This window comes from Flagellimonas onchidii (genome assembly GCF_004804315.1).
GTDB classification, from domain to species: domain Bacteria; phylum Bacteroidota; class Bacteroidia; order Flavobacteriales; family Flavobacteriaceae; genus Flagellimonas; species Flagellimonas onchidii.
In genome coordinates this window covers 1-21,489 of sequence record NZ_SRXX01000019.1, presented here as the reverse complement: position 1 = coordinate 21,489, position 21,489 = coordinate 1, and the positions used below count along the sequence as shown (strand labels likewise).

Sequence of the window (21,489 nt, the reverse complement as noted above, 5' to 3'; positions counted from 1 at the left end):
TGTTAAGGCCTCTTATGGGCCAACTTTTAATAGGATTTTATAGTTTTTGTTTACCGTTGCTTTGACTTTCCGGTTGGAACGTTTAAAGATGTTCTTCAGCCCCCTGATTTGGGGGACACCTGGCACATTGATTATGGCACCGTCCACCATCTCTTTGGAGGCCTCGGCCCTAAAAGTGTTCCTGATATAAAGCCCTTCGAGACCGTCCCGATAGTCATACGCTTTCAGTTTAATTGGGATATGGTCGATGTTTTCAACTTCCAGGACAACCCTGTTGGGCTGGAAGGCCACTAAACCAAATATTACGGTATTCTTTGGAATGGTCCTACCACCTATGACAACCTCCTTTAGGGTACGGAATTCCAATCTATCATTGATCCTAACGGTCTGTTCCCTTTCCACTATGGCCAAAATGACCCTATTGTCCACTTTTGAATTATTCAACAGCGGGTTGGAGGCAAAGAACAGTTGTTGTTCCAAGGCCATTTCCTGTAGCGTAGGTTTTGCAGCTCCTTTTGGTTTTGGCACGGTTTCCTGTTTGGACTTTTTCTCTGGAGCTCTCACCTTCACCTCATTTTCCTTGGCAGGCTTCCGGTATGTTCCCTGGGTATAATCAATCCTCCCCAACCTGTAGATACTGTCCACAATCCGGGCTTTCTCCTTATCGATAATATCTGGGTCAAAGAGCCCCGTGGAATCCAAAAACTTCTCATCATAGATACTGGGAGCATTGGTGGTCTTCACTTCCTTGAGGTCATTGATGGCCTCCAACTTGGAGGCATATTCCTTTTGTGCCCCATCCAATTGCGGTACCAGGGGCTGGTCCAGCTGTGCACCATTATCATCCCCATCGGTCAGGAAGACCATGGAATAGACCACCATAAAAATGATGACCAGACCAATGACAATCCCAAATACGATTTTCTTTTTGTCCAATTTCATACTTTTATTTTTTAATGTAGGTCATCGACCCTTCTCAATGAATTTTCAAAATAGTTGCCTATCAACAGCCCATGGGCGTTGTTGGGAAAGTTCCGGTCCACCTTGATAAGTTTGCCGGAAGTCTTAAGTTCATACACATCGGTCACAGTCCCACGGTCAATTTCAAAGACCACAACGGTCCTGAATGACCATATTTCTTCTTGGAGGGTAAGCTCGGATTCCACGGAAACAATCTTCTGCACCAATGAATACTGTAGGAGCCGATTGTAGACCCCATCGGCTTTTTTCTGCCGGTATACATTGTCCACCGAACTGTCCCCGAGCCAAAGGGCCTTTTCAATGTTCCTGTCATAATTACTGGCATCGATGCCATAGAAATAGTTGTAGAACAGTTCCAAATGCGCCAAGGCCTCGACTTCAAGGTTTTCATTCCTATCGGCCCATTTCAAGGGAATGACCGACCCGTCCGTTCCAATGGCGAACGTCCCTCCCTTGGTCTCTTGGTACATCCTGTACGATACCAGACCAGTAATGGTCGTGGTAATGGACGATGCGGCGACCACGGCCAGGACCACAAAGCGGTTGGCCCTCAGTATCCCATCTATGTTTTTATACATTGTCTTCATATCATTTGAGTTTTATAGAGTGCCTTAGGCACCAAAAAGTTTAAGTGAAAAGGAGGTTGCCCTTCGGTACAGTTTGAACTTCAAAAAGACGATGAACCCAATGGTGCCCAGTTCTACCAAGGGGGCAAAGACCGTACTGCCATAATCCGTTCCAAATAGGTTCACCCAAAAATCCGTGGTCAGTTCCGTATAAAGGGCATTGATAAAGATGTTCACCAAAAAAAAGGCGGGCACCAACATATACACGGTGGCATAGAGTTTAAAAAAGGAATAGGCAAGATCCCTGAACTTCTCAAAGACCGCCAAGCTGATGACCAAGGGAAAGAAAGCCCTCATGATGCCGAGAAGGAAGAACCGTTCCGCCAAAAAGAGCGGATAGATGAACAGGTCCAATAGCCACAGGAACACGCTGATGATAAATGCCATGATCCGCATTCCATAAAAGGGACTGACCAGGGCCTCGTACAAAAGGGCCAATCCTTTACTCGCGGCATCCAAAAGACCGGTATCCTCCTCAATTGAAATATCCTGTAACTGTAATGGTACAAGGTCCGGGGCCGTATTGCGATATTGGGTCTCTATGCTCACCAAAATATTGTCGAAGACCTCCAAGACCTGATCCGAGAATATGACCAAGATGACCACGGCAAAGTTCTTGGCCAGTTCCGTTGGGGTCAGTCCCCAGGTATGACCATCCCGTTCGGCCACTCCCTCATTGTACTTTTTCATGATGTTGATCAAGAAAAAGAGGATGGCCAGGGCCTTCATTCCCACAATGGTGTACTGGGAAAAATCACTTCCAGTGATAGTATCGTACACCGCATCCACATACTCCAAACCGATGCTCAATGCAAAACCCGCCATGATCAATAATTTGTTTTGCGATTATTGATAGTTGCCTGCATTTCCCGAAAGGAAATGATGTCCCTGTACCTTTTGGCCTTCCGTTCAATCTCGCCCACCATTTCCTTGGAGCGCATTTCCTTTTCCTTGAGCACGGTGGCCCTTTCCGCATCGGTCATTTTTAGAAAATCACTGGAAAGGATCTGCTCCACAAATTCCAGATCTTCCAATGAATTTTCGATGATGGCATTGAAGGATTCCGAAATGCGCTCCACCTCTTCGGGATGGATATGTGGTGAGTTCAAGATTTTCCTAAGGTCGTTCCGTACCACATCGAAAAGGCGTTGGTTGTTCTTTGCCAATTCACGGACGGCCTTCAATTGTTTGATGACATCGCTTACCTTTTCGATGCGCTCTTTTTGTTCCCGTAAAAATTCCACGGTCTTCAAGAGTTCGGTGGTCTGTTTGGCCGATTCAATGATTTGTTTGCCCAAGGTGATGAAGTTGGTGTTGTCATACACCGGCATCCCCTGGGCGGTAGTACCGCCGGGCAATAAAAGGGCTAAAATCAGTGCAATACTTAATGTTGTAATCTTGTTTTTCATGATGTTATTGATTTTTGATGAATGAATTTTTTGATGGCCGTTTCCATACAGCCCGTTTCTTGATATAGTTCCATTATGGCCTTGTTGTCGGGGCCATCGGTCAGATAGGCGGCATATACTTCCGGGGGAACTTCCAATCTGAAAATGTTGCTTTCCTTCCCGATCTTTATGAAGATTTCGGTGTACTTGCGCTTTCCCGAAAGATTGTTCCTGATGGATCTCAGTTGATTCAGATCATGGGAGGAAAGGTGGAGCCTTTCTTTCAATGTACCATAGCCTTTTTCGTTGCGAAGACTATAGATGACCTGGGTATTTTCCAAGATACTGGCCGAGGTCGAGTTTTGGGGCAGCTGGTTGATGGACTGGAGGATGATGCCAATGGCCCCTTCCTGTTTTCGGATGGCCTGATAATAAAACTCCACGCTCTCCAGTACATTATCGAACTTGAGCTGCTTGGCGAACTCATCAAAAAGGATAATGCCACGCTCTTCGCGGTTCTTCCAAATGGTTCGCTGTATGGCCGTTTTGATGAGCTTGAGCATAACAGAAAGGATTTCCTTGTTGTCCCTCACCTCATCAAGTTCGAACACGATGAGCCGTTTGTCCTCAATACGATAGGATTGGTCTTCGGTGGTCCCGAACAGAAAACTGTAGAGACCGTCCCCGACATATTCCGAAAGAATGTGAAGAAATCCTTGGATGTTGAAATATTCTGGATGGATCTGCAATCGGGAAAGCAGGTCTTCTTGATGCTTGCCGACAAATTGGTAGAAACTGTCCAAGGAATGTGAAGTGTCACTTTGCTCCCTGTAATAGGCATGCAATATTTTCTTCAGGGCGACCGAGGTCTCCTTTTGGGGCTTTGTCCCCATTCCCATCAACTCGAAGAGGAAAATGGAAAGGTCCTCCAAGCGTTCGGGGGTGACATCATTGCTATCCGTTATGTAAAAGGGGTTGATGCCAAGGCTTTTACCATTTTCATAGCGTAGCACGGCATATTGTCCCGGATACAGGTTGGCAAACTTGGTATAGGAACCGCCCAAATCGATAATGACCAGCCGTACGCCCTGCTCAAAATACTGCCTCAAAATATTATTGGCCAAAAAGGACTTCCCTTCTCCTGTTGGGGCAAAAATGGCAAAATTCCGTGCCTTGATGCGCTTTTTCTGTTCGTCCCAGACATCCTTCAACACCGGAATGTTGAATTCCCTGTCGTTGAACACAATTCCCTTTCTGTCCGTTCTGTAATTGGTTGTATTGATCCATGGACAAAGGGCATGTTTGAGATCGGTCACATAAAGATCTTGATTGGAAAAATTGGGGGCAGAACAGGGAAAACTGTTCAGGACATAGTTTTTCCGCTCCTTCCCACAAGGATAATACGGTACAATATCCAGTTCCTTGAACTCGGCTTTTATCCTTGAATTGGTATTCTCCAGTTCTCGTTTTTCCTTGTTCCAATGGATTACATTGAGGTGCCCACGAACGATCCTAGAACTGTCATCGTTGTTGATCTGGTCAAGGATATGTCCGATCTTTTTGAGAACGACCTTGTTCTGGGTTCCAAAATTGGAGCTTTTCTTCAATTCCTCGACTTTCTTCTCCAATTGCTTTCTCCATTGATGCTTGTCATCCAAATAAATGATCTGGTTCACCACATGGTTTTCCTTTAGGGAAAGCCCCAGGCCATCGATGAACCCCTGATGGAACGTAAAATCATCCGAGGTGAAATACTCATTGACCTTACTGGTCTGTACGCTGTCCCCGAAGCAGGACTCACTGTTGATGGCAAGTACATCAAAATGGTTGTTCCCAATGGTCACATTGGCGCCATCCAAAACGATGTCGGTATCGCAATTGGAACTGTAACCATTGAACTGTTCTTTGGTCAAGGACATAATCTCATCAGCCCCTATAGGTCCCAACTGGATTTTTGTTCCATTGTTGATATAGTTCACGGAATCGGTCACCGAGGCCAAAAAACGTTTCACGTTATCATCCAGCTCCTTGTGCAACCCTTTAGATGTCTTTCTAAAGGGATTGACATATTTGGGATTGTTCAGTCCCTTGTTCTTGGGACATGTAAAGAACAGATAGCTTCGGTGGTCCAGATATTCCCTCCCCTGGAAATAATCATGGGTCGCTTTGGACAAAAATGTACCATTGGGCAGGTGTTCCGAAGTGAAGGATGATTTAAGGTAAACATCCTGTTTATGGACCACGGTACCGACATGGAGGGATTTCAGGGCCTGGAACCAATTGCTGTGCAAATCCTCAAAATCCTTTTCGGAAAGGGAATGGATCTCAGGGAGCAAAACCTTGTAACAGGCTAGCACATTGCCGTTGTTGGCAAAGATGATATTATCCTGAATGTCCAAAATGGGATGATGGGAGGCGATGTTAATTTTCGACATGGTTCAATAGATTGTCCTGTTTATTACTGACACAGTCTGGGAAGACCTTGTTTAAGTGCAAAAGGTTCCTGTTGTATGACATCTTGGTCAGGACGGCATACCAACATAGGTTCCATCCCATGGCCAGGATAATGACCATAAGGCTAAAGGAAAAGATGATGATCAGCAGGGATGCCAGGATGGAGAGCATCAAAAGGGCAAAGAGGGATATGGGAAGCCCCCATATCCTGGCTCCTTTGCAGATGTCCTTATATATCATGTACTTTCTCATTGGTGATGGAATAGACATCATTTGATTAGACCACAATTCCAATGAGATAGGTAAAGATGCCGACAACGGCTCCTGCAATGAGCACGAACACCAATACCCGAGTGATGCCTTTTTTGAGGTCTGCGTTCTCGCCAAAAAAGTGGCCCGCATTGAAAAGGAAGCCGACCAAAAAGATGACCCCCAAGAGTAGGGGAAAAATGGTCCGGATGGTATCAGAGATGTCGTTGACCGAATCCTCGATGCCCCCGATCTGTGCAAATGCGGGGATGCCCGTAAGGAGCATTGCCCAAATGAATACAACTGTTTTTTTCATGATTTTTTGTTTTACGGCCGATTGAGCCCATTGATGAATAAACTTTTTCGAAAAGTATCGTGATGATGGTAAAAGGATGGTAATGCCCTAAAAATTAACGGACTGTGGTGTTAAATTTTGATGAATCACAGCTGTTTTTGCGAAACCATTGAAGATTGCACAATGAAATTTTAAATATTATATGACATGGAACCAAGAAAAATCCTTCTCTTATTTGGCCTGTTCACGGCCTTCCTCAATGTGATTGGACAGGAGCCCCCTGACCGAAAACAGATCATTATTGTTGATCCCGGACATGGAGGAATTGATAGTGGGGCAGTTGGGATAAATGGCTTAAAGGAAAAAGACTTGACCTTAAAGATTGCGCAGGCAATTGTACATTATAACAAGGTATTGTTGAATCAGCAATACGACATATACCTGACCCGATACGGGGACACATTGATCTCATTGGGGCATCGCACAAAACTGGCTAAGATTCTAAACCCAAAAATCTTTGTCTCCCTTCATTGCAACCATGCCGATAACCCAAGGGCTTCTGGACTTGAAGTGTATGTGTTTAATGGCGCGATCCGTAAACAGAATGAGACCATGGGGAAGATTATGGATAGCTACTTGCAAAAACAATTGGGATATCGGAGTCGTGGGGTGAAACGGGCCAACTTTCAAGTACTTCGGGACAACAGGGAGGTATGTCCAGCCCTGTTGTTAGAACTTGGTTTTCTGTCCAATAAGGATGAGGCAATGCACTTGGAAAGGGAAGAGAAAATCAATGCGTTGGGGTTGGCCATATTGATGGGAATCAAAACTATAATGGAATGAAAATGTTACTTGTAAGTTTATATAAGGTGCTCAAAAAAATAGTCGTTGAGGTAAGCAAGGAACTATGGGATGTTCTCAGGAGGCTGTTCAGGATTTGAAATCAATTCGCTTTCTATCGTGCTGTTCTTTCTCCATAATATCCTTATTCAATAAATAATTGAGAGCATCAAAGACATCCTTAAACTGTCTATCGTATTTTTTTTCCAGTTCCTTAAGTTGGATAGTGAGTTCCTTATGGGACAGAGCATATTTTCTTAGGAATACAAAAGCTCGAATTATCTGAATGTTGACTTCAATGGACTTGGGAGTGTTCAGGACACTGGATAACATTGCCACACCCTGTTCGTTGAAGGCAAAGGGCAGATACTTGCTGTGCCTACCACGCCCAGAAAATTTTAAGGTCGCAAATTGCGTCCTTAGAACCGCATGCTCCTCTTTGGTGAGTTCAAACATAAAATCTTTTGGAAAACGATCTATGTTTCGACGAACAGCTTCCTTCAGCCGTTTGGTTTCGGTACCATAAAGTTTAGCAAGGTCAAAATCCAAGAGTACCTGTTGGCCTCGGATTTCAAATATTATCTGTTGAATTTTCAATAGTTCCATGGCCCAATCATATATTTAATTGGCACCATAACAGGGGATGCTCACTAGCTGCATGTTTTTCATTATTAATACTGCCAAAAATGTTCCATTTCGGCTGTGTTTTATACCACATTCCCTTTCTGACCAACCCACAATTTTTAATAGTTTTAAAGAGTCCGTTGGACAGCATCAGATAATCTCGTTGTTTGATGTTTACTCCCATTCGGTAAGCTCCCAATCTATAATAACCAGCATCTTTGCCCTTGTCCAGATCGACCGCAAAATTGGGATGCTTTGTAATGTCACTTAAACCGATATTTTTGATCATAGTTGAGATAGCATTACTATAAGCGGGGGCGTTCAGAGTACCCATAAATACTGAATGGTTATAGGTATCTATTTGCTTTTTGACAAAGAGCTTGGCTATATACTCAGATTGTTTTTTTTGGCGATCTACAAAAAAATCTGGCGTGTAATTGTTATTGGCAAAGTGTGAGCAAAGAATATCAAGGGGCAAACCAGAACTTGTTCTGAACCTATATTCTTGTAGATCCATATCAAATATGGGGTTGCCCTTGTCATCTAATTCGTTCACATGGGTCTTAATGTACTCAAGATCAAAACCCTTTTTGGCCAATACACCAATACCACGACCAAAAAGGTCATTGGTTTCCAAAAATACGGTTTCAGTATAAGGAGAGTTTTCTTTGGATGAAAGGAAATGTCTATTGAACTGAACCAATGAAGCCCTGTTCTCAACCTCCAAAAGAATGAGAATATCTGGCTCCACTTCCTTGATGACCTTGGCCTTGTTCAGAATGGGCACTTCATCGATAGGCATTGAGTCAACTTTTGCCCATCCTTCCCAATTTGTCAGATATGATGCCTTTGGGGTTTCTGTGTCCAAACCCTTTTTGAGTAGTAACTCTCCCATGGCGTTTTTGATGGTGAAATAGGAAGTTTTTGCTTTGTTATCAAATCCTAGAAAATAAGAAAGTATCCGCATCCTGTCATAGTCTTTCTGGGTGCGATTAGGTTGAATCAAAAGAGTTTCAAATTCCTCTATCCAACCAATCTTATTATCAGCATTGTTCCGCTCCAATAGGCTTATATGGCGGCAGAAGATATTCTGTATGTTGAAGAAGGCTATTTTCATGATTTGTCCTTAAGAAAAAGGTTCTTGTTGTCCATAAGGATTTTATGGATTTCCTCTTCATCATAATAGATGATTCCTCCCAATTTTGAAAAAGGGATGGTTTCATTGATTCTGAAATTTTGAAGGGTTCCTGGGCTTATCCCCAACTTGTTCATGACAGCATTGGACTTAATCCAACGGTCCAAAGTGATACGGTCATTTTTTAATAATATTTCCTTGATTTCATCCAAAAGGGACTCCTTGAAACCCTCTAGATCCTCCTGTGTTAAAATATTTGCTGGCATAATGGAACAATTTGGTTAAACAATTAGTACGTTATAGCAAATATTAAAATCCATCCCATTTAATTTTACAAGGTTGGTAAGAACCTAGTATTTTATTACAGGAAACATTGCTATCTATTTAAGATTTATTAGGCTTCATGTTCTTCCATTTTCCGGATTAAATTCGCTCTGATTTCATCAAGAAACTTTGTTCTATTAAATTTTCTTGATTTTAACTGAATGAAAGAACCATAGTAATCTCCTAAATCAATATTGAAGTATTTTTCAAATTGGGCAACAATTTTTTTGATTTCAATATTACCATTGTTTAAAGCCCCTGAACAATATATTCCATAAATCATTTCAACTAAAGCTACCTTGCTTCTTGTCCATTTTAAAGAGTCAAATGGCCTTGATTCTCCAATGACATTAATTCTCTTAATTTCTAAGATTCTTTGTCTTAAGTAGTCCAAAAACAACTCGAGAAAATGCATTTCAGCCCAGGCACTATCACAAGCTGTATTAAAAATAGGATCCTTGTAATCCTCTTTTAGTTGTTCCTCCTTAAATACCCTATAATCCTGATACCTACGTGTAAAATATTGTGTATCAAAGGAAGATTCGTTTTGACATCTATACTGTAATAGGTGAAAGAATTTTGCCAATCGTTTATCAATTCTGGATAATTTCTTATTTAAGAAATCCAATTTGTTCTCAACGGAGGATTTTGGCATGCTGATTTCAGCCACTAATACAGCAGAGAAATAAAAATGGTACATTAAGGGAACTTTTTTAACTTCCTTAAAAAATAAGATTTCTTCTAGTTTAGACTTAAATCCGCGTTTCTCTACTTCTGATTTTAATTTTGTAAGTGTTAATTTACACAGACTCAAACCTTCTTTAGCACTCTGACTTTTAATGGCGCCCGAATTCTTTATATCCTCTAGAGACTCCATAAATTGATGTAGTATATTTCTGTAAACCATAGTTTTTAAATTCAAACATGAATTAGTTGAACGATTCTTTGAATACGTTGAACTAGTTTTGTTTCCTTAAATCAATATATTCCTTAATCTTTAAGAACAAAAACGCTATCATCTAACATTCAGGGAATTACGATTTAAATTCTTTGAATTTGAACCTGACTAAGAAATAAAGGCGTGGAACAAATAATCCTTTTTTTACAAAAGGTGTGTATAATTCTTTATTTTAGAATTTTTGGAAGAGAATGAAACTCATAAATAAGGCTTCGACATTAATAATCATTTTTATTATATCGTCTTCTGCTACGGGTCAGTCCAAAGTAGATAGCCTAAGTCAACTAAACATGCTTACCGAGATTTATGAAAAGTATATTGAGAATGTTGAAGATTCAGTACTTGCTAAAAAGTATGCCTTTCAATTTAAATCAAAGGCGGTTGAGTTGAATGTGGATGAATATATCTGTTACGGATACTACTATTTGGCTAATTCAAGTTCTGGAGAAGAAAAAATCGAACATTTAGATACAATTATATATCAAGTAAGCAGTAGGCTTGAACAAAGGCCATATGTTCAGTTTCCAGAATTGGCTTATGAGTCCAAAGCTGATTTCTTATATGAAAACCTTGAATATGACAAATCTCTAGATGTTTTACTTGAAGGTCTTGAAATCGCTACTCAAAATCAAAAAACAAATTACATCAATAGGTTTAACTTGACCATTGGTCTGATAAAGTCTGAGAGAATAAATCAGGAAAAAGAGGCTTTAAAGATTTTCAAACAGGTATATCTATATTTTGCTCAAAACGAAAAACATGTAGAAGAAGAAACTGATTATCTGTCCTCAATTTTTGCACTGGCTGATATTTATAGAAAACTCAACCTTAACGATTCAGCCAGTTATTTCAATAAACTTGGATTCAAGGAATCCCTTAAACTAGGCGATTCCACTTTCAAAAATTACTTCATTTTCAATGAAGGGTTAAACAAATCATTTGAAGGTAATTCTCGGGCAGCTATAGATAGCATATTACCTTCAATTAGTTTTTTAAAAAGTCAAAATGATTTTGGGAATATTGGTCTTTCTCAATACGCCCTTGGAAAGTCTTATTTGAGTCTTGGGATGGGAGATAAAGCATTAAAATATTTTGCCAAAATGGATTCTCTTTTCAAATCCGATAATGTGTTCAATATAGAACAAAGACCAGGATTTGAGTATTTGGTCAACTATCATAAGTCTAAGAACGATAAAATAAGCCAGTTAGAAGCCATTGAAACACTAGTTAAGCTTGACAGTATTTATATGACCCAATACAAGGACATTAGAGATTTGATGGACGTTAAGTTTGACAGAATGAATCTGCTCAGGGAAAGAGAAGATCTAATAATGACATTAGATGAGCAAAACAAAAAATCTAGAAAAACCATATATCTATCTGTTGCTCTAGGGATTCTATTTCTATCCAGTACTATTGTTTATTATCTAAAACAACGAGCCTATAAGTCAAGATTCGATGAAATAATGAATTCCGGGTCAATGCATGCCTCTGCCGAAGAAACGAAAGATGAGAGTGATGGAGATATAGGCGTACCAGATAAAATAGTAAAACAAATTTTAATGAACTTGTCCAAATTTGAGAAAGAGGAAGGCTATTTAAACTCTAATATGAATACCCATGTTCTTGCTGAAAGAATAAGTACCAATTCTAAATATCTTTCTAAAGTTATAAATCAACACAAAGGCCAAAGCATTATAACTTACATTAATAATCTTAGAATAGATTATACTATCAAAAAATTAAAAACAGATAAGCAATTTAGAAATTATACCGTTAAGGCCATTGCTGAAGAGATGGGCTTCAATAACCCAAACTCATTTTCAACAGCATTTGAAAAAAGGACTAAACTGAAGCCATCCTATTTTATCAAACGCATTTCAAGTGCCACAAATTCCTAGAATCTGGATTACTAATTATACACACCTTGCATAAATTTTAATAGTTTAGAACATAATTTACTTGTATAGATTAATATAACTTAAATACTCTGATTATGAGAAAAGAAAAAAGAAGGCTATCCTTGGATAATTTCACTGCAGCAAAATTGGAAGAAACTGAAAAAGTACAAGGAGGTGATGGTGGCGGGGATACTGTTAAGCCGCCTAAAAAAAGTAGAGGCTGTTTCCCTCCAAAGCGATGAACAATTATTTTTTTAATCAATTGAAGCCTTGGTGAATTCCAAGGCTTTCTCTTCTAATTATGAAATATTTCCTTCTTTTTGTATTACTCCTTCAAACTTGTCAAGCGCAAAAAACTACGCCCACGGAAATGAATGATGCCAATTATTGGCATTTCAATCAATTTGCTCAAGACTCTGTTCCAGGAATAAATGCCAAGAATGTATCACCAGAATTTCCGAAAAGCAATAACATGGACAAAATTGTAATTGCGCTTATTGATTCAGATGTTGATATTAACCATAAATATTTGAAAAATAACCTTTGGTATAACAAACATGAAATTGCAGATAACCATTTGGATGATGATGGTAATGGATATATAGATGACAAACATGGCTGGAATTATTTGGCATCGGGCAGCACGAAGCTTGTTCGATTTGCAAACAATACTTCCATTCGATATATAAGAGAGTTTAAAAGCAAATTCCAAGAGTTAAATAAAGAAGGAAATGAATTAAGCTTTGAAGAGGAAGCGTTTATGAAAACATATAATAGTGCACTTGAAAGCAAGAATAGTGAATTGTCTCAATTGGCAGAATATAAGGAATATATTAGCTGGTATGAAAATTCTTTAGTTTCTTCTGATAGTCTACTAATGACTTATGGAATTGAAAGACCATATTCTGAAGGTCTTTTGGACAGTCTGTTTAATAAGGTCTATACTATTGGCAATGATGAAATAAGAGGAAGATTAATCTATTTTGCATTAGATGATTTACAGAATAATCGAGCCAAAGAATATGAAGACTCAAAGGTGTATTTTGAGCAAAATTCTAAGTATGCCTCTAACAAAGATTTTGATGAAAACGAAAAAAGAAATTTGTTAAAACAATCTACAAACTCAACCAACGCTGGTTCACCAAATGTGAATATCAACATTGAAAATGAAGTACATGGTACGGAAATGGCTGGCGTTTTGATTAAAACCTTTAGTTCCATATACAACGAATCCCCTAATAGCGATAATTTAGAAATTATGGTTTTATCCATTTTCCCAGAAAATGGAGCAGAACATGATGAAGACCTTTCAAAAGCAATCAGATACGCAGTTGACAATGACGCACAAATAATCAATTATAGTTCAACATTAAATTATTTAGTTAAGCCCGAATCAGTTTATTTGGCTTTAGAGTATGCCAAAAACCGAAATGTTCTATTTGTTACCTCAGCTGGCAACACAGGCGACAATCTGGATGAGGTCATGACGCATCCGAGAGGTAGTTTCGGGGAATTCGAATTATCAAACGTAATCATGGTTGGTGGAGTAGGAGCCAAATTGACAGCAAACTTAAAACCTATTTGGGCCTGCTATGGCAAAAATACTGTGGACCTATTTGCGCCAGGAACTAATTTCACTACCACTAGTCCTTTAAATCAATATCATGAAACCTCTGGAAGTTCCATTTCCACAGCATTGGTAACTGGAGTAGCTGCATCAATTAAGTATAGATTTCCCAAACTTTCCTCTCGAGAGTTGAAGGAGGTAATTGTTAACTCAACTTCAAAATATAATGGAGAAGTTTATCTTGATGAAGACAGCGAGAAAAAGGTTCCCTTTGAAGAACTAAGCAAGTCGGGTGGAATCTTGAATGCAAAACGTGCCTTTGAATTAGCTTCTAAATTGTAATTCACTTTATGAGTTCACGCTTTCCTCACTTTTTACAAAGAGACAACAAAGATTGTGGGCCGATATGCTTAAAGGTAATTGCAAAACATTATGGGAAAAATATTTCTCTAGAATATTTGAGAACCATTAGTGAAACTACCAGGTCGGGAAGCAATCTTAAATTTTTAGGGGCTGCTTCCGAAAAAATAGGCTTCAAATCCCTTGCGGTCAAGATAACGATAGAAGAACTTAAACAGGCTCCATTACCTTGTATACTGCATTGGAATCAGAATCATTTTGTTATACTGTATAAAATTCGAAAAAATAAGTTCTTTATATCTGACCCAGCTACAAGAAATGAGGTCATTGAACAAAAGGAATTTTTAATCCGCTGGATTGGAAATTCTAAAAATGCTAATTCTCAAGGAGGTATATGTCTACTTCTAGAACCGACTTCAAAACTTGATAAGAACGAGTATGATACCGAGAATGAAATTAGTACTTGGGGTTTTGTTTACCCATATCTAAAGAGGCAAAAAAAAGTAATCGTTCAATTGATTATTGGCCTACTTGGTGCAAGTCTCATACAATTGGCATTCCCATTTCTAACACAAAATTTGGTGGATGTTGGCATAAAGAACCAAGACATCCATTTTGTATACTTAGTTCTTATTGCACAAGTTTTTTTGTTTATCGGCAGAACTATCATTGAAGTAATTCGTGGTTGGCTGCTATTGCATGTTGCTTCTCGGCTAAATATCTCTTTGCTATCAGAATTTTTGATTAAGCTTATGAATTTACCATTAGCATATTATGATAAAAAGCAATCAGGCGACATTTTGAGAAGAATAAAAGATCATCAAAGAATCGAGATATTGCTCAAGAATTCATCTTTAAATGCTCTCTTTTCATCAGTTACATTTATTGTATTTGGTATTGTATTAGCATTATATAGCCTTAAGATTTTTTCTGTATTTCTAATTGGCACTGTATTATATTTCGCATACTTATTGTCTTTTTTAAGCAAAAGAAGAAGACTTGATGACACTATGTTTAGAGAAGAAACGTCAGAGCACAATAAACTTTTAGAAATCATTGAGGGGATGCAAGAGACGAAACTCAATAATTCGGAAATTTATAAACGAAGAGGTTGGGAGTTTATTCAATCGAGAATTTTCAATCTGAAGACCAAGTCCCTTTCACTTACGCAATATCAGCTGGTTGGTTCTGATTTCATTAATGAGCTAAAAAACATCGTTATTACAATTCTCGCTGCGAAATTAGTTATTGATGGAGAAATTACCTTGGGTATGATGTTAGCTATTAGTTTTATTGTTGGACAACTCAACTCTCCTGTTTCTCAATTAATCGAATTTATATTGAACCTTCAAGATGCAAAGATCTCAATATCCAGAATTTTGGAAATTCATAATATGCAAGGGGAATATAGCATTAATGAGACTAGGATTTCCGAAGTGCCTGTGAAATCAGATTTATTATTGGAAAAGGTTTCATTTAGGTATTTTGGAACTGATAAATTGGTACTTAATGATTTATCCATAACCATCAAAAAAGGTGAAGTAACAGCTGTTGTTGGTAAAAGCGGTAGTGGTAAAACCACTCTTTTAAAATTATTCCTTCAATACTATGAACCTATAAAGGGAACCATTAAAGTTGGTAATACTAACCTAAACATGATTGCCCAAGATAAATGGCGTTCTTTATGTGGGATAGTTATGCAGGACGGATTCATATTCGATGATACCATAACAAGAAATATAGCATTGGGCGAAGAGGAAATAGATTCCAATAAACTGGAATATGCTATTGAAGTAGCTCATATAAAGGAATTTATTGAAGGACTGCCCTTGAATGTAAATACAAAAATTGGAGGCAATGGCCTGGGCATAAGTATGGGGCAGAAACAACGCATTTTGATAGCCAGGGCCATTTACAAGGATCCTAGCTTTTTATTTCTTGATGAAGCTACTTCCTCACTAGATGCCAATAGTGAAAAGGAAATTATCAAAAACCTGGAAAAGTTTTATCAGAACAGAACTGTAGTCATAATTGCCCATAGGCTCAGTACTGTGCAAAATGCCGATAATATAATAGTGATGGATGAAGGTAAAATATGTGAGCAGGGAACCCATAGAGAATTAATAGCCACTAAGGGCGAATATTTTAAGTTGGTCAAGAACCAATTGGAGTTATAAAGTTTGAGAAATGGAAAACCAAGAATTCATTTCAGAAGATGTTCAAAGTATAATGAATAAAACCCCATCATGGACATTGAGGTGGGGCAATACAATTACAGTATTGGTCATTGTACTGTTGTTGAATTTTACTTGGCTTGTCAAATACCCAGACGTTGTAGAAGGAGAAGTTACACTAACGACCACAATACCTCCCGAAAAACACTTTTCTAGGGTTTTTGGAAAAATTGACACACTCTTGATACCGAACTACGGTCCAGTTAATGATGGGGATATCATTGCGATAATTCAGAATACTGCAGATTATAAAGATGTACTCTTATTATACTCAATATTAGATACTGTTGATTTGGGTAGTGAGGACTTTTCTTCCATGTTCAACTCTTTATCAAATTTGAATTTGGGGAATTTAGAAACTGCCTATGCTGATTTTGAGAACAGTTATCTTGAATATCAAATAAATTCAATATACTCTCCAGTAAACACCAAAACCAAAGCAAGGAAAAACTCCATATTAGACATTGAAAATCGACTTAGTTCACTACGACTTCAGAGGAGTAAGCAGCAAAAAGAGACAGAATTTTTCAAAAAGAACCTCGAGCGCTATAATCAACTACATAAAAAAGGAGTTGTTTCACTTTCTGAATATGAGTCTAAGCAAATTGAATATTTGGATTCAGAAAGACGATTAGCTGATATAGCCTCGGAGATTCACAACGTACGGGAATCAAGAAATTCTGCGATGGTAAGTTTTACAGATTCGGATTTTTTACTGAAAAAACAAAGTACATATTTAAGGAACACGCTTATCCAAAATTACAACAAACTAAAAGCCGCTATCCGAGACTGGGAAAACAAATTTGTTATTAAAGCCTCTATTAATGGCACAGTTAACCTCAATAAGTTTTGGAGTTCAAAGACAACGGTAAATCAAGGCGATTTAGTCTGTGCGATTCTGCCAAACAATACAGATTATATTTTAAAGATTAAAACCTTTCAAAAAGGATTAGGTAAAGTCAAAAGAGGGCATAAAGTTAATGTCGATCTGGATAATTTTCCTGCATATGAAAATGGGTATCTACAGGGCTCTGTATCCAACATTCCTGTTCTTCCTGAAGAAGATGGAAGCTATCTAATTGACGCTATACTTGTTGAGGGGTTGGTAACATCCTATAAAAAAGAAGTGGTCTTTTCCCAAGAAATGAAGGGAATGGCAGAGGTAATTACAGATAAGACTAGCCTTGCAGAAAGGCTCTTTTTTTCAATAATGAGTTTGAACAAATACTAGTGTTATGGCACTGATTAGAAAGAATTATCATCTAGACAACAAGGATTTGGATGAATTAAGTACCCTTAATAATAGGTTGAATCAAAAAAGATCAATTGCATACCACATTCGTATGGCAATAAAAGAATATAATAAGAACTTAAAAGAAAGAATCGAAGCATAACTTTATCATGACCCTCTAGCCAACTTTGATTTACAAGCCCTCAAAATAAAGTCATAGCAAACAAATTCCTGCTCTCTATTTTTATTGGAGAACAATCGGTTTAAACTCATATGTATTAGGCTTGTCAGAACGGACTCTCTATCACTGTCTGTGATTATAGATTGATACTTCTTCAGTTTTTCTTTCAGACTACTATGGGGTTCGTCGGAACTCTTGCCATCAATCGGAATAAAGTTGTCTACACAATTTTCAATTTCGCTTCGAAGCGAACGATATTTTTCATTTAACCTGATTCTGGAATCCTTATTAAGGTTAAACTCATTAGCATAAGCATCACGCACCCTTTGAATAAAATCCAACTTAGCATCAAATTTTGGATAAAAGAGATTAAGATAAAGCAAAGTCATATAAATGCCTGACTTCCATTCAAAGTCTTCTGTTTTGAATTTAGGATTTTTCAAAATCGAGACTATCATTTCGCTGTCAAAAAAGAACACTTCTTCAGCTAACTCCATAGTTCCTCTCCCATAGCGTTCTATTTCCGGTTTGTAGGTGTTAATTTGAATGTTCCAAATCGCTTCTCTACAAAATGGCTGATTAAAGCATTCGCTCATTACTTGAATTACTTTACCCAAGCACATTAAATCCAGAAGCTCAAACCTGATTCTTAAATGATGTTCAGGGTCACTATACCTTATAAAAAACCACCTCTTTATAAGTTTTTCCTTAGAGAGGGTGAAAATCCTTGGATATAAAAACTGACAGAGAAATTTGTTTGCGTTTTGCAAACCAATATAGACTTGGTAATACAGCCATTTATCGCCGGGAAAATACGAACATTGAATTTTATTATCCATATTGTTTTCTCTCTTCTTTTTTGTAATATGTTACAACAACTTCGTTGGCGTGTACATTATCGTTTTGGTACGTATGGGAATCAAAAAGAAACTCGTGAAGTAGAACTTTCGATTGGTTCTTTATCAATTGCAAAAAATACTTCAGACAATCAACGTTTTCAAGGTTTACAAGTATCTCACTATCCCCCTGTATATACAAAACAAGCTTTGGAATTCGATATTCTTTCCTCAACTTCTCTCCTTCAGACAATAACTTGTGATTATCATCCAGATTCTCATGGAATATTTTGAACAATTCTTTTTCCAAACACCACAAAGCAGGAGAGACAATTATACCTTTATAAACTATTCTAGGGATGTGCAGGAATATTTTTCCTAAATAGTCGAAGTCGGGACTCAACGCACTATTTTTATTTTGCGATTGCAGGTCACATAAAAACCTGTAAATAGGCAAACTACTTGACTCAAAATTATGAGAAGTGTTAATGCTTGGAATTATCTCACTTTGCAATCTTTCTGACCATAAAATTATTGTTCCGTTATTAAGGAAAACCGACAAATCATCCAATTGGATACAGTTTTCATGATTCAAGTCTGCTAAAATGGGGATTTTATACTTAATATAATCAGATCTGACAAGTATGGTTTCAAGTCCAGATTCTGGTATATGGACAACTTCTGCAATGATTTGATCTTTTCTTAGTTTTTGTTCTATATTGGAAATTTTTTTTGCATAATCACAAAAAGCATCACTTCCAATTGTGAAACGACTTATTAAGTTCAAGGCAGAAGACCCTCCTAAACTTCTCAATCGAACAAGTTCTTCTTCCTTCTTTTTAATTATCTCAAATATGCCAGAAAATGTATCTGGAATATTCTCATGATTGTTTCTATAATGGGTTAAATCAATGTCATTGATTTCGATTTCCTCTTCATTATTTAAATTCGCATGGGCAACCTTTCTTGCAATCATTAAATCAATTGAACCTAGATTCATTTCCGGATAACTTTCTTTTTCAGACATGAAACTGGTCATGATTTTTGATACCCCCAGATTAGATGATACAGAAAGGTAATCTATTCCGTAATCGGGGTCTAATAGATTAAGTAATCTTACCTTCCTGTCTCCATACCTTTTTTCAAATTGAATCTTGAAATCCTCGAGTCTCTTTTCTTTGTGCCCACTGTTCAAGATTTTCATAATCTTCACAGCATTAAGAAAGTGTTGTTTTGTTTTCTTCGATAATATCAGTCCCGTTGTATTGTATGAAATGACATTGAATATTATAGGAGATTGATTCAATTCATCAACCAGAAGTAATTTATTTAAAACCCTTTTGTATTGGGGGATTTTGTCAAATCTACCCGAATCAATTTCAATCAATTGGTTGTTGGCTTCTTCTAAAACTTTAGCAATTGAATTTTGACCAATACCTTTTAACAATAATGATACATAGCTCAATGGGTTTTGTTCGTACAATGAAGGTCGAATGTCCCTATTGATAAGTTGGATTTTGATTAATTCCTCTATAAATTCATTAGCTTCTGAAAGCGTAACACCTCTGTGTTGAATCAAATTCCCTAATTCTGAAATATGGGCTCCAGATTTTGCCTTATTCAAAATTTTACTGAGCTCATCACTCTTGGATAATTCCTCAATGACAAACGAGGTAGTTCCTTTGGAATCAATTTGTCTTACATACCTGAGCTTATCCCCTATCTCATATAATGTATTGTTGGTCAAGTATGTACAATTTTTAAACCTTTTGGCAAATATCTTTTTAAGGAGATCTTCTAAACATGTATGACTTATAAAGGTTTTTCTGGTTACTTGAGGGGCAGTTCTGTCAGGTTCATTTGGAGAATCAAAATATTCTATGGAACACCCCGCAAAAAGACCAAAAGGTGTGGCCCTAACGCTAAGACGAGCTAAGTATTTAAGGATTGACATTTTAACCTTTTCCGCCTTTTTGAAATCGGTACAATTGTCATTTTCCCATTTTTCTACTTGATTCCAAAAGGATGGAGATGCAATGAAAATAGCCTCTCTTATATCCTTATTCTGTAAATGCTGTTTGATTGCCTCATCACTTATTTGACTACCCGAGGCTAAGTCAAGAAATAAATTAACAGGCATCAACGGCTCTCTTAAAACGAAAGAGTCTAATATGTGATAATCAAATTCTACTGACATTGGTTGAATTAAGTTATCAATTAGCAACAAATTAGACTATATTTTATCAAATGACTTCAAAACACCCCAAATTCTATGAATTTAAAGTACAATACTCCTGTAAATTCATGGAATTTGAACCAATAGCGATTATTTTGCCGATGGTATAAATATATTGAAGGGTACTTTCGAAATCATTAACCACATCTAAAAAAATATTTTAAATCTTTTTAACCTAAATACTCACAAATCTATCTGAACATTTAATCAATAAAAAAATGAAAAAAATCATCTGTCTATCTATTCTATTCCTATTCGGATTTTTTTACGTAAAATCTCAAACATCAAAATTTGGTGTTCACGCTGGTTATTTAAACGGTCATGTAAGAGTGATTGAAAATAATGGAAGTGCTTCTACATCAGATTCTGGTTATTTTCTTGGAGCTTTTTCTCAATTTGAACTTTCGGATAAAATTGCTCTAACACCTCAAGTTGATATTGGAAGTATCAATAATAATGGTTTTGGTTTTCTTTCCGTTTTATTCGGTTATTATATTCTTAATGATTTTAAAGTTGAGGCGGGCCCACAAGTTTCTTATTTTTTGGAAACCACACCAGAAGATGTCAATTCTCTTGGTTTGGATATAGGTTTTGGAATGAGCTACGATATCACAGATAAGTTTATTATTTCAGCAAGGTATAACGCAGAATTATCAAATAGGGCAAGTAACGTTGATTCAGAAGACATAAAAGCCCGTTATAATTGGTTGCTTATCGGTTTGGGGTACAGCTTTTAACCAAGAAAACTCTAAAAAGTTCCCCTAGACATTGTGTCCCTATCAATTTGCAAAAAGGGGTATTAATTACATAAATAGCTAAAAATCAAAATGTTACTTGATTATCAATATAATCAAGCATGGTATCTATTGTCTAATTTAAAATTTACTGCCTATGAACTAACACCCCAAATACGCGGTTAGACCGCATATCTATTAATGATTAAGGGTCATGACAACTTAAGCGTTTTTTAATTTTGCTTAAGTCCAGTCATATCAATGTCTAACAAGTATTTATACCGTTCAAGGATTTCAGAGGCTAAATTTAGGGAAATAATCCGCTTGTTCTCTGT

At 37.5% G+C, this 21,489-nt stretch carries 20 protein-coding genes; 7 read left to right on the top strand and 13 right to left on the bottom strand.

The window, feature by feature from the left end:
- Positions 1-12: 12 nt before the first annotated feature.
- The 7 genes from traM to E4661_RS16325 are packed head-to-tail and all read right to left on the bottom strand — an operon-like array spanning position 13 to position 6,014.
- Positions 13-942 carry a conjugative transposon protein TraM gene (gene traM / locus E4661_RS16355; RefSeq protein ID WP_136468540.1) on the bottom strand — a complete coding sequence of 310 codons (930 nt, stop codon included), beginning with the start codon at positions 940-942 and terminating at the stop codon, positions 13-15.
- Positions 943-953: 11 nt separating this feature from the next.
- Positions 954-1,568, bottom strand: coding sequence for a conjugal transfer protein TraK (locus tag E4661_RS16350; RefSeq protein ID WP_136468539.1), 615 nt, complete (start codon positions 1,566-1,568; stop codon positions 954-956).
- Positions 1,569-1,592: 24 nt separating this feature from the next.
- Positions 1,593-2,432: a hypothetical protein gene (locus E4661_RS16345; protein WP_136468538.1), complete on the bottom strand. Its 840-nt coding sequence runs from the start codon at positions 2,430-2,432 to the stop codon at positions 1,593-1,595.
- A gap of 2 nt (positions 2,433-2,434) precedes the next feature.
- A complete protein-coding gene (locus tag E4661_RS16340) occupies positions 2,435-3,016 on the bottom strand; it encodes a conjugal transfer protein (protein ID WP_136468537.1) in 582 nt (193 codons plus the stop codon).
- Positions 3,013-5,430, bottom strand: coding sequence for a TraG family conjugative transposon ATPase (locus E4661_RS16335; protein WP_136468536.1), 2,418 nt, complete (start codon positions 5,428-5,430; stop codon positions 3,013-3,015). The genes E4661_RS16340 and E4661_RS16335 overlap by 4 nt, the downstream gene beginning before the upstream one ends.
- Positions 5,417-5,701 carry a hypothetical protein gene (locus E4661_RS16330; RefSeq protein ID WP_136468535.1) on the bottom strand — a complete coding sequence of 95 codons (285 nt, stop codon included), beginning with the start codon at positions 5,699-5,701 and terminating at the stop codon, positions 5,417-5,419. The genes E4661_RS16335 and E4661_RS16330 overlap by 14 nt, the downstream gene beginning before the upstream one ends.
- Before the next feature lie 25 nt (positions 5,702-5,726).
- Positions 5,727-6,014, bottom strand: coding sequence for a hypothetical protein (locus E4661_RS16325; RefSeq protein ID WP_136468534.1), 288 nt, complete (start codon positions 6,012-6,014; stop codon positions 5,727-5,729).
- Positions 6,015-6,200: 186 nt separating this feature from the next.
- Here E4661_RS16325 and E4661_RS16320 point away from each other — a divergent pair, with 186 nt between their 5' ends.
- Positions 6,201-6,836, top strand: a complete 636-nt coding sequence (locus E4661_RS16320) for an N-acetylmuramoyl-L-alanine amidase family protein (protein WP_136468533.1) — start codon at positions 6,201-6,203, stop codon at positions 6,834-6,836.
- An 87-nt stretch (positions 6,837-6,923) separates the two neighbouring features.
- Here the strand turns inward: E4661_RS16320 and E4661_RS16315 are convergent, their stop codons facing one another.
- The 4 genes from E4661_RS16315 to E4661_RS16300 form a co-directional block, all read right to left on the bottom strand.
- The gene (locus E4661_RS16315; RefSeq protein WP_136468532.1) at positions 6,924-7,439 is read right to left on the bottom strand and encodes an ORF6N domain-containing protein; all 516 of its coding nucleotides are present in this window, start codon (positions 7,437-7,439) and stop codon (positions 6,924-6,926) included.
- A gap of 7 nt (positions 7,440-7,446) precedes the next feature.
- Positions 7,447-8,574: a hypothetical protein gene (locus E4661_RS16310; RefSeq protein WP_136468531.1), complete on the bottom strand. Its 1,128-nt coding sequence runs from the start codon at positions 8,572-8,574 to the stop codon at positions 7,447-7,449.
- Complete coding sequence (locus E4661_RS16305; protein WP_136468530.1) at positions 8,571-8,858, bottom strand: helix-turn-helix domain-containing protein; 288 nt, start codon at positions 8,856-8,858, stop codon at positions 8,571-8,573. The genes E4661_RS16310 and E4661_RS16305 overlap by 4 nt, the downstream gene beginning before the upstream one ends.
- A gap of 128 nt (positions 8,859-8,986) precedes the next feature.
- Entirely contained in the window at positions 8,987-9,838 is an 852-nt protein-coding gene (locus E4661_RS16300) for an RteC domain-containing protein (protein ID WP_136468529.1), read from the bottom strand.
- Positions 9,839-10,065: 227 nt separating this feature from the next.
- On the opposite strand from E4661_RS16300, the gene E4661_RS16295 reads away from it, so the two are divergent.
- From E4661_RS16295 to E4661_RS16280, 5 genes are all read left to right on the top strand, one after another.
- The gene (locus E4661_RS16295) at positions 10,066-11,775 is read left to right on the top strand and encodes a helix-turn-helix domain-containing protein (RefSeq protein WP_136468528.1); all 1,710 of its coding nucleotides are present in this window, start codon (positions 10,066-10,068) and stop codon (positions 11,773-11,775) included.
- A gap of 95 nt (positions 11,776-11,870) precedes the next feature.
- On the top strand, positions 11,871-12,017 hold the full coding sequence (locus E4661_RS19120) for a hypothetical protein (protein ID WP_168796391.1): 147 nt from the start codon (positions 11,871-11,873) through the stop codon (positions 12,015-12,017).
- A gap of 59 nt (positions 12,018-12,076) precedes the next feature.
- Positions 12,077-13,684, top strand: coding sequence for a S8 family serine peptidase (locus E4661_RS16290; RefSeq protein ID WP_136468527.1), 1,608 nt, complete (start codon positions 12,077-12,079; stop codon positions 13,682-13,684).
- A gap of 8 nt (positions 13,685-13,692) precedes the next feature.
- Entirely contained in the window at positions 13,693-15,879 is a 2,187-nt protein-coding gene (locus E4661_RS16285; protein WP_136468526.1) for a peptidase domain-containing ABC transporter, read from the top strand.
- 10 nt (positions 15,880-15,889) lie between these two features.
- Complete coding sequence (locus E4661_RS16280; RefSeq protein WP_136468525.1) at positions 15,890-17,167, top strand: HlyD family secretion protein; 1,278 nt, start codon at positions 15,890-15,892, stop codon at positions 17,165-17,167.
- Positions 17,168-17,335: 168 nt separating this feature from the next.
- Here the strand turns inward: E4661_RS16280 and E4661_RS16275 are convergent, their stop codons facing one another.
- Complete coding sequence (locus E4661_RS16275) at positions 17,336-18,187, bottom strand: thiopeptide-type bacteriocin biosynthesis protein (RefSeq protein ID WP_136468524.1); 852 nt, start codon at positions 18,185-18,187, stop codon at positions 17,336-17,338.
- Positions 18,180-20,381 carry a lantibiotic dehydratase family protein gene (locus E4661_RS16270; RefSeq protein ID WP_136468523.1) on the bottom strand — a complete coding sequence of 734 codons (2,202 nt, stop codon included), beginning with the start codon at positions 20,379-20,381 and terminating at the stop codon, positions 18,180-18,182. The genes E4661_RS16275 and E4661_RS16270 overlap by 8 nt, the downstream gene beginning before the upstream one ends.
- Before the next feature lie 257 nt (positions 20,382-20,638).
- On the opposite strand from E4661_RS16270, the gene E4661_RS16265 reads away from it, so the two are divergent.
- Positions 20,639-21,157: a porin family protein gene (locus E4661_RS16265; RefSeq protein WP_136468522.1), complete on the top strand. Its 519-nt coding sequence runs from the start codon at positions 20,639-20,641 to the stop codon at positions 21,155-21,157.
- Positions 21,158-21,489: the final 332 nt, after the last annotated feature.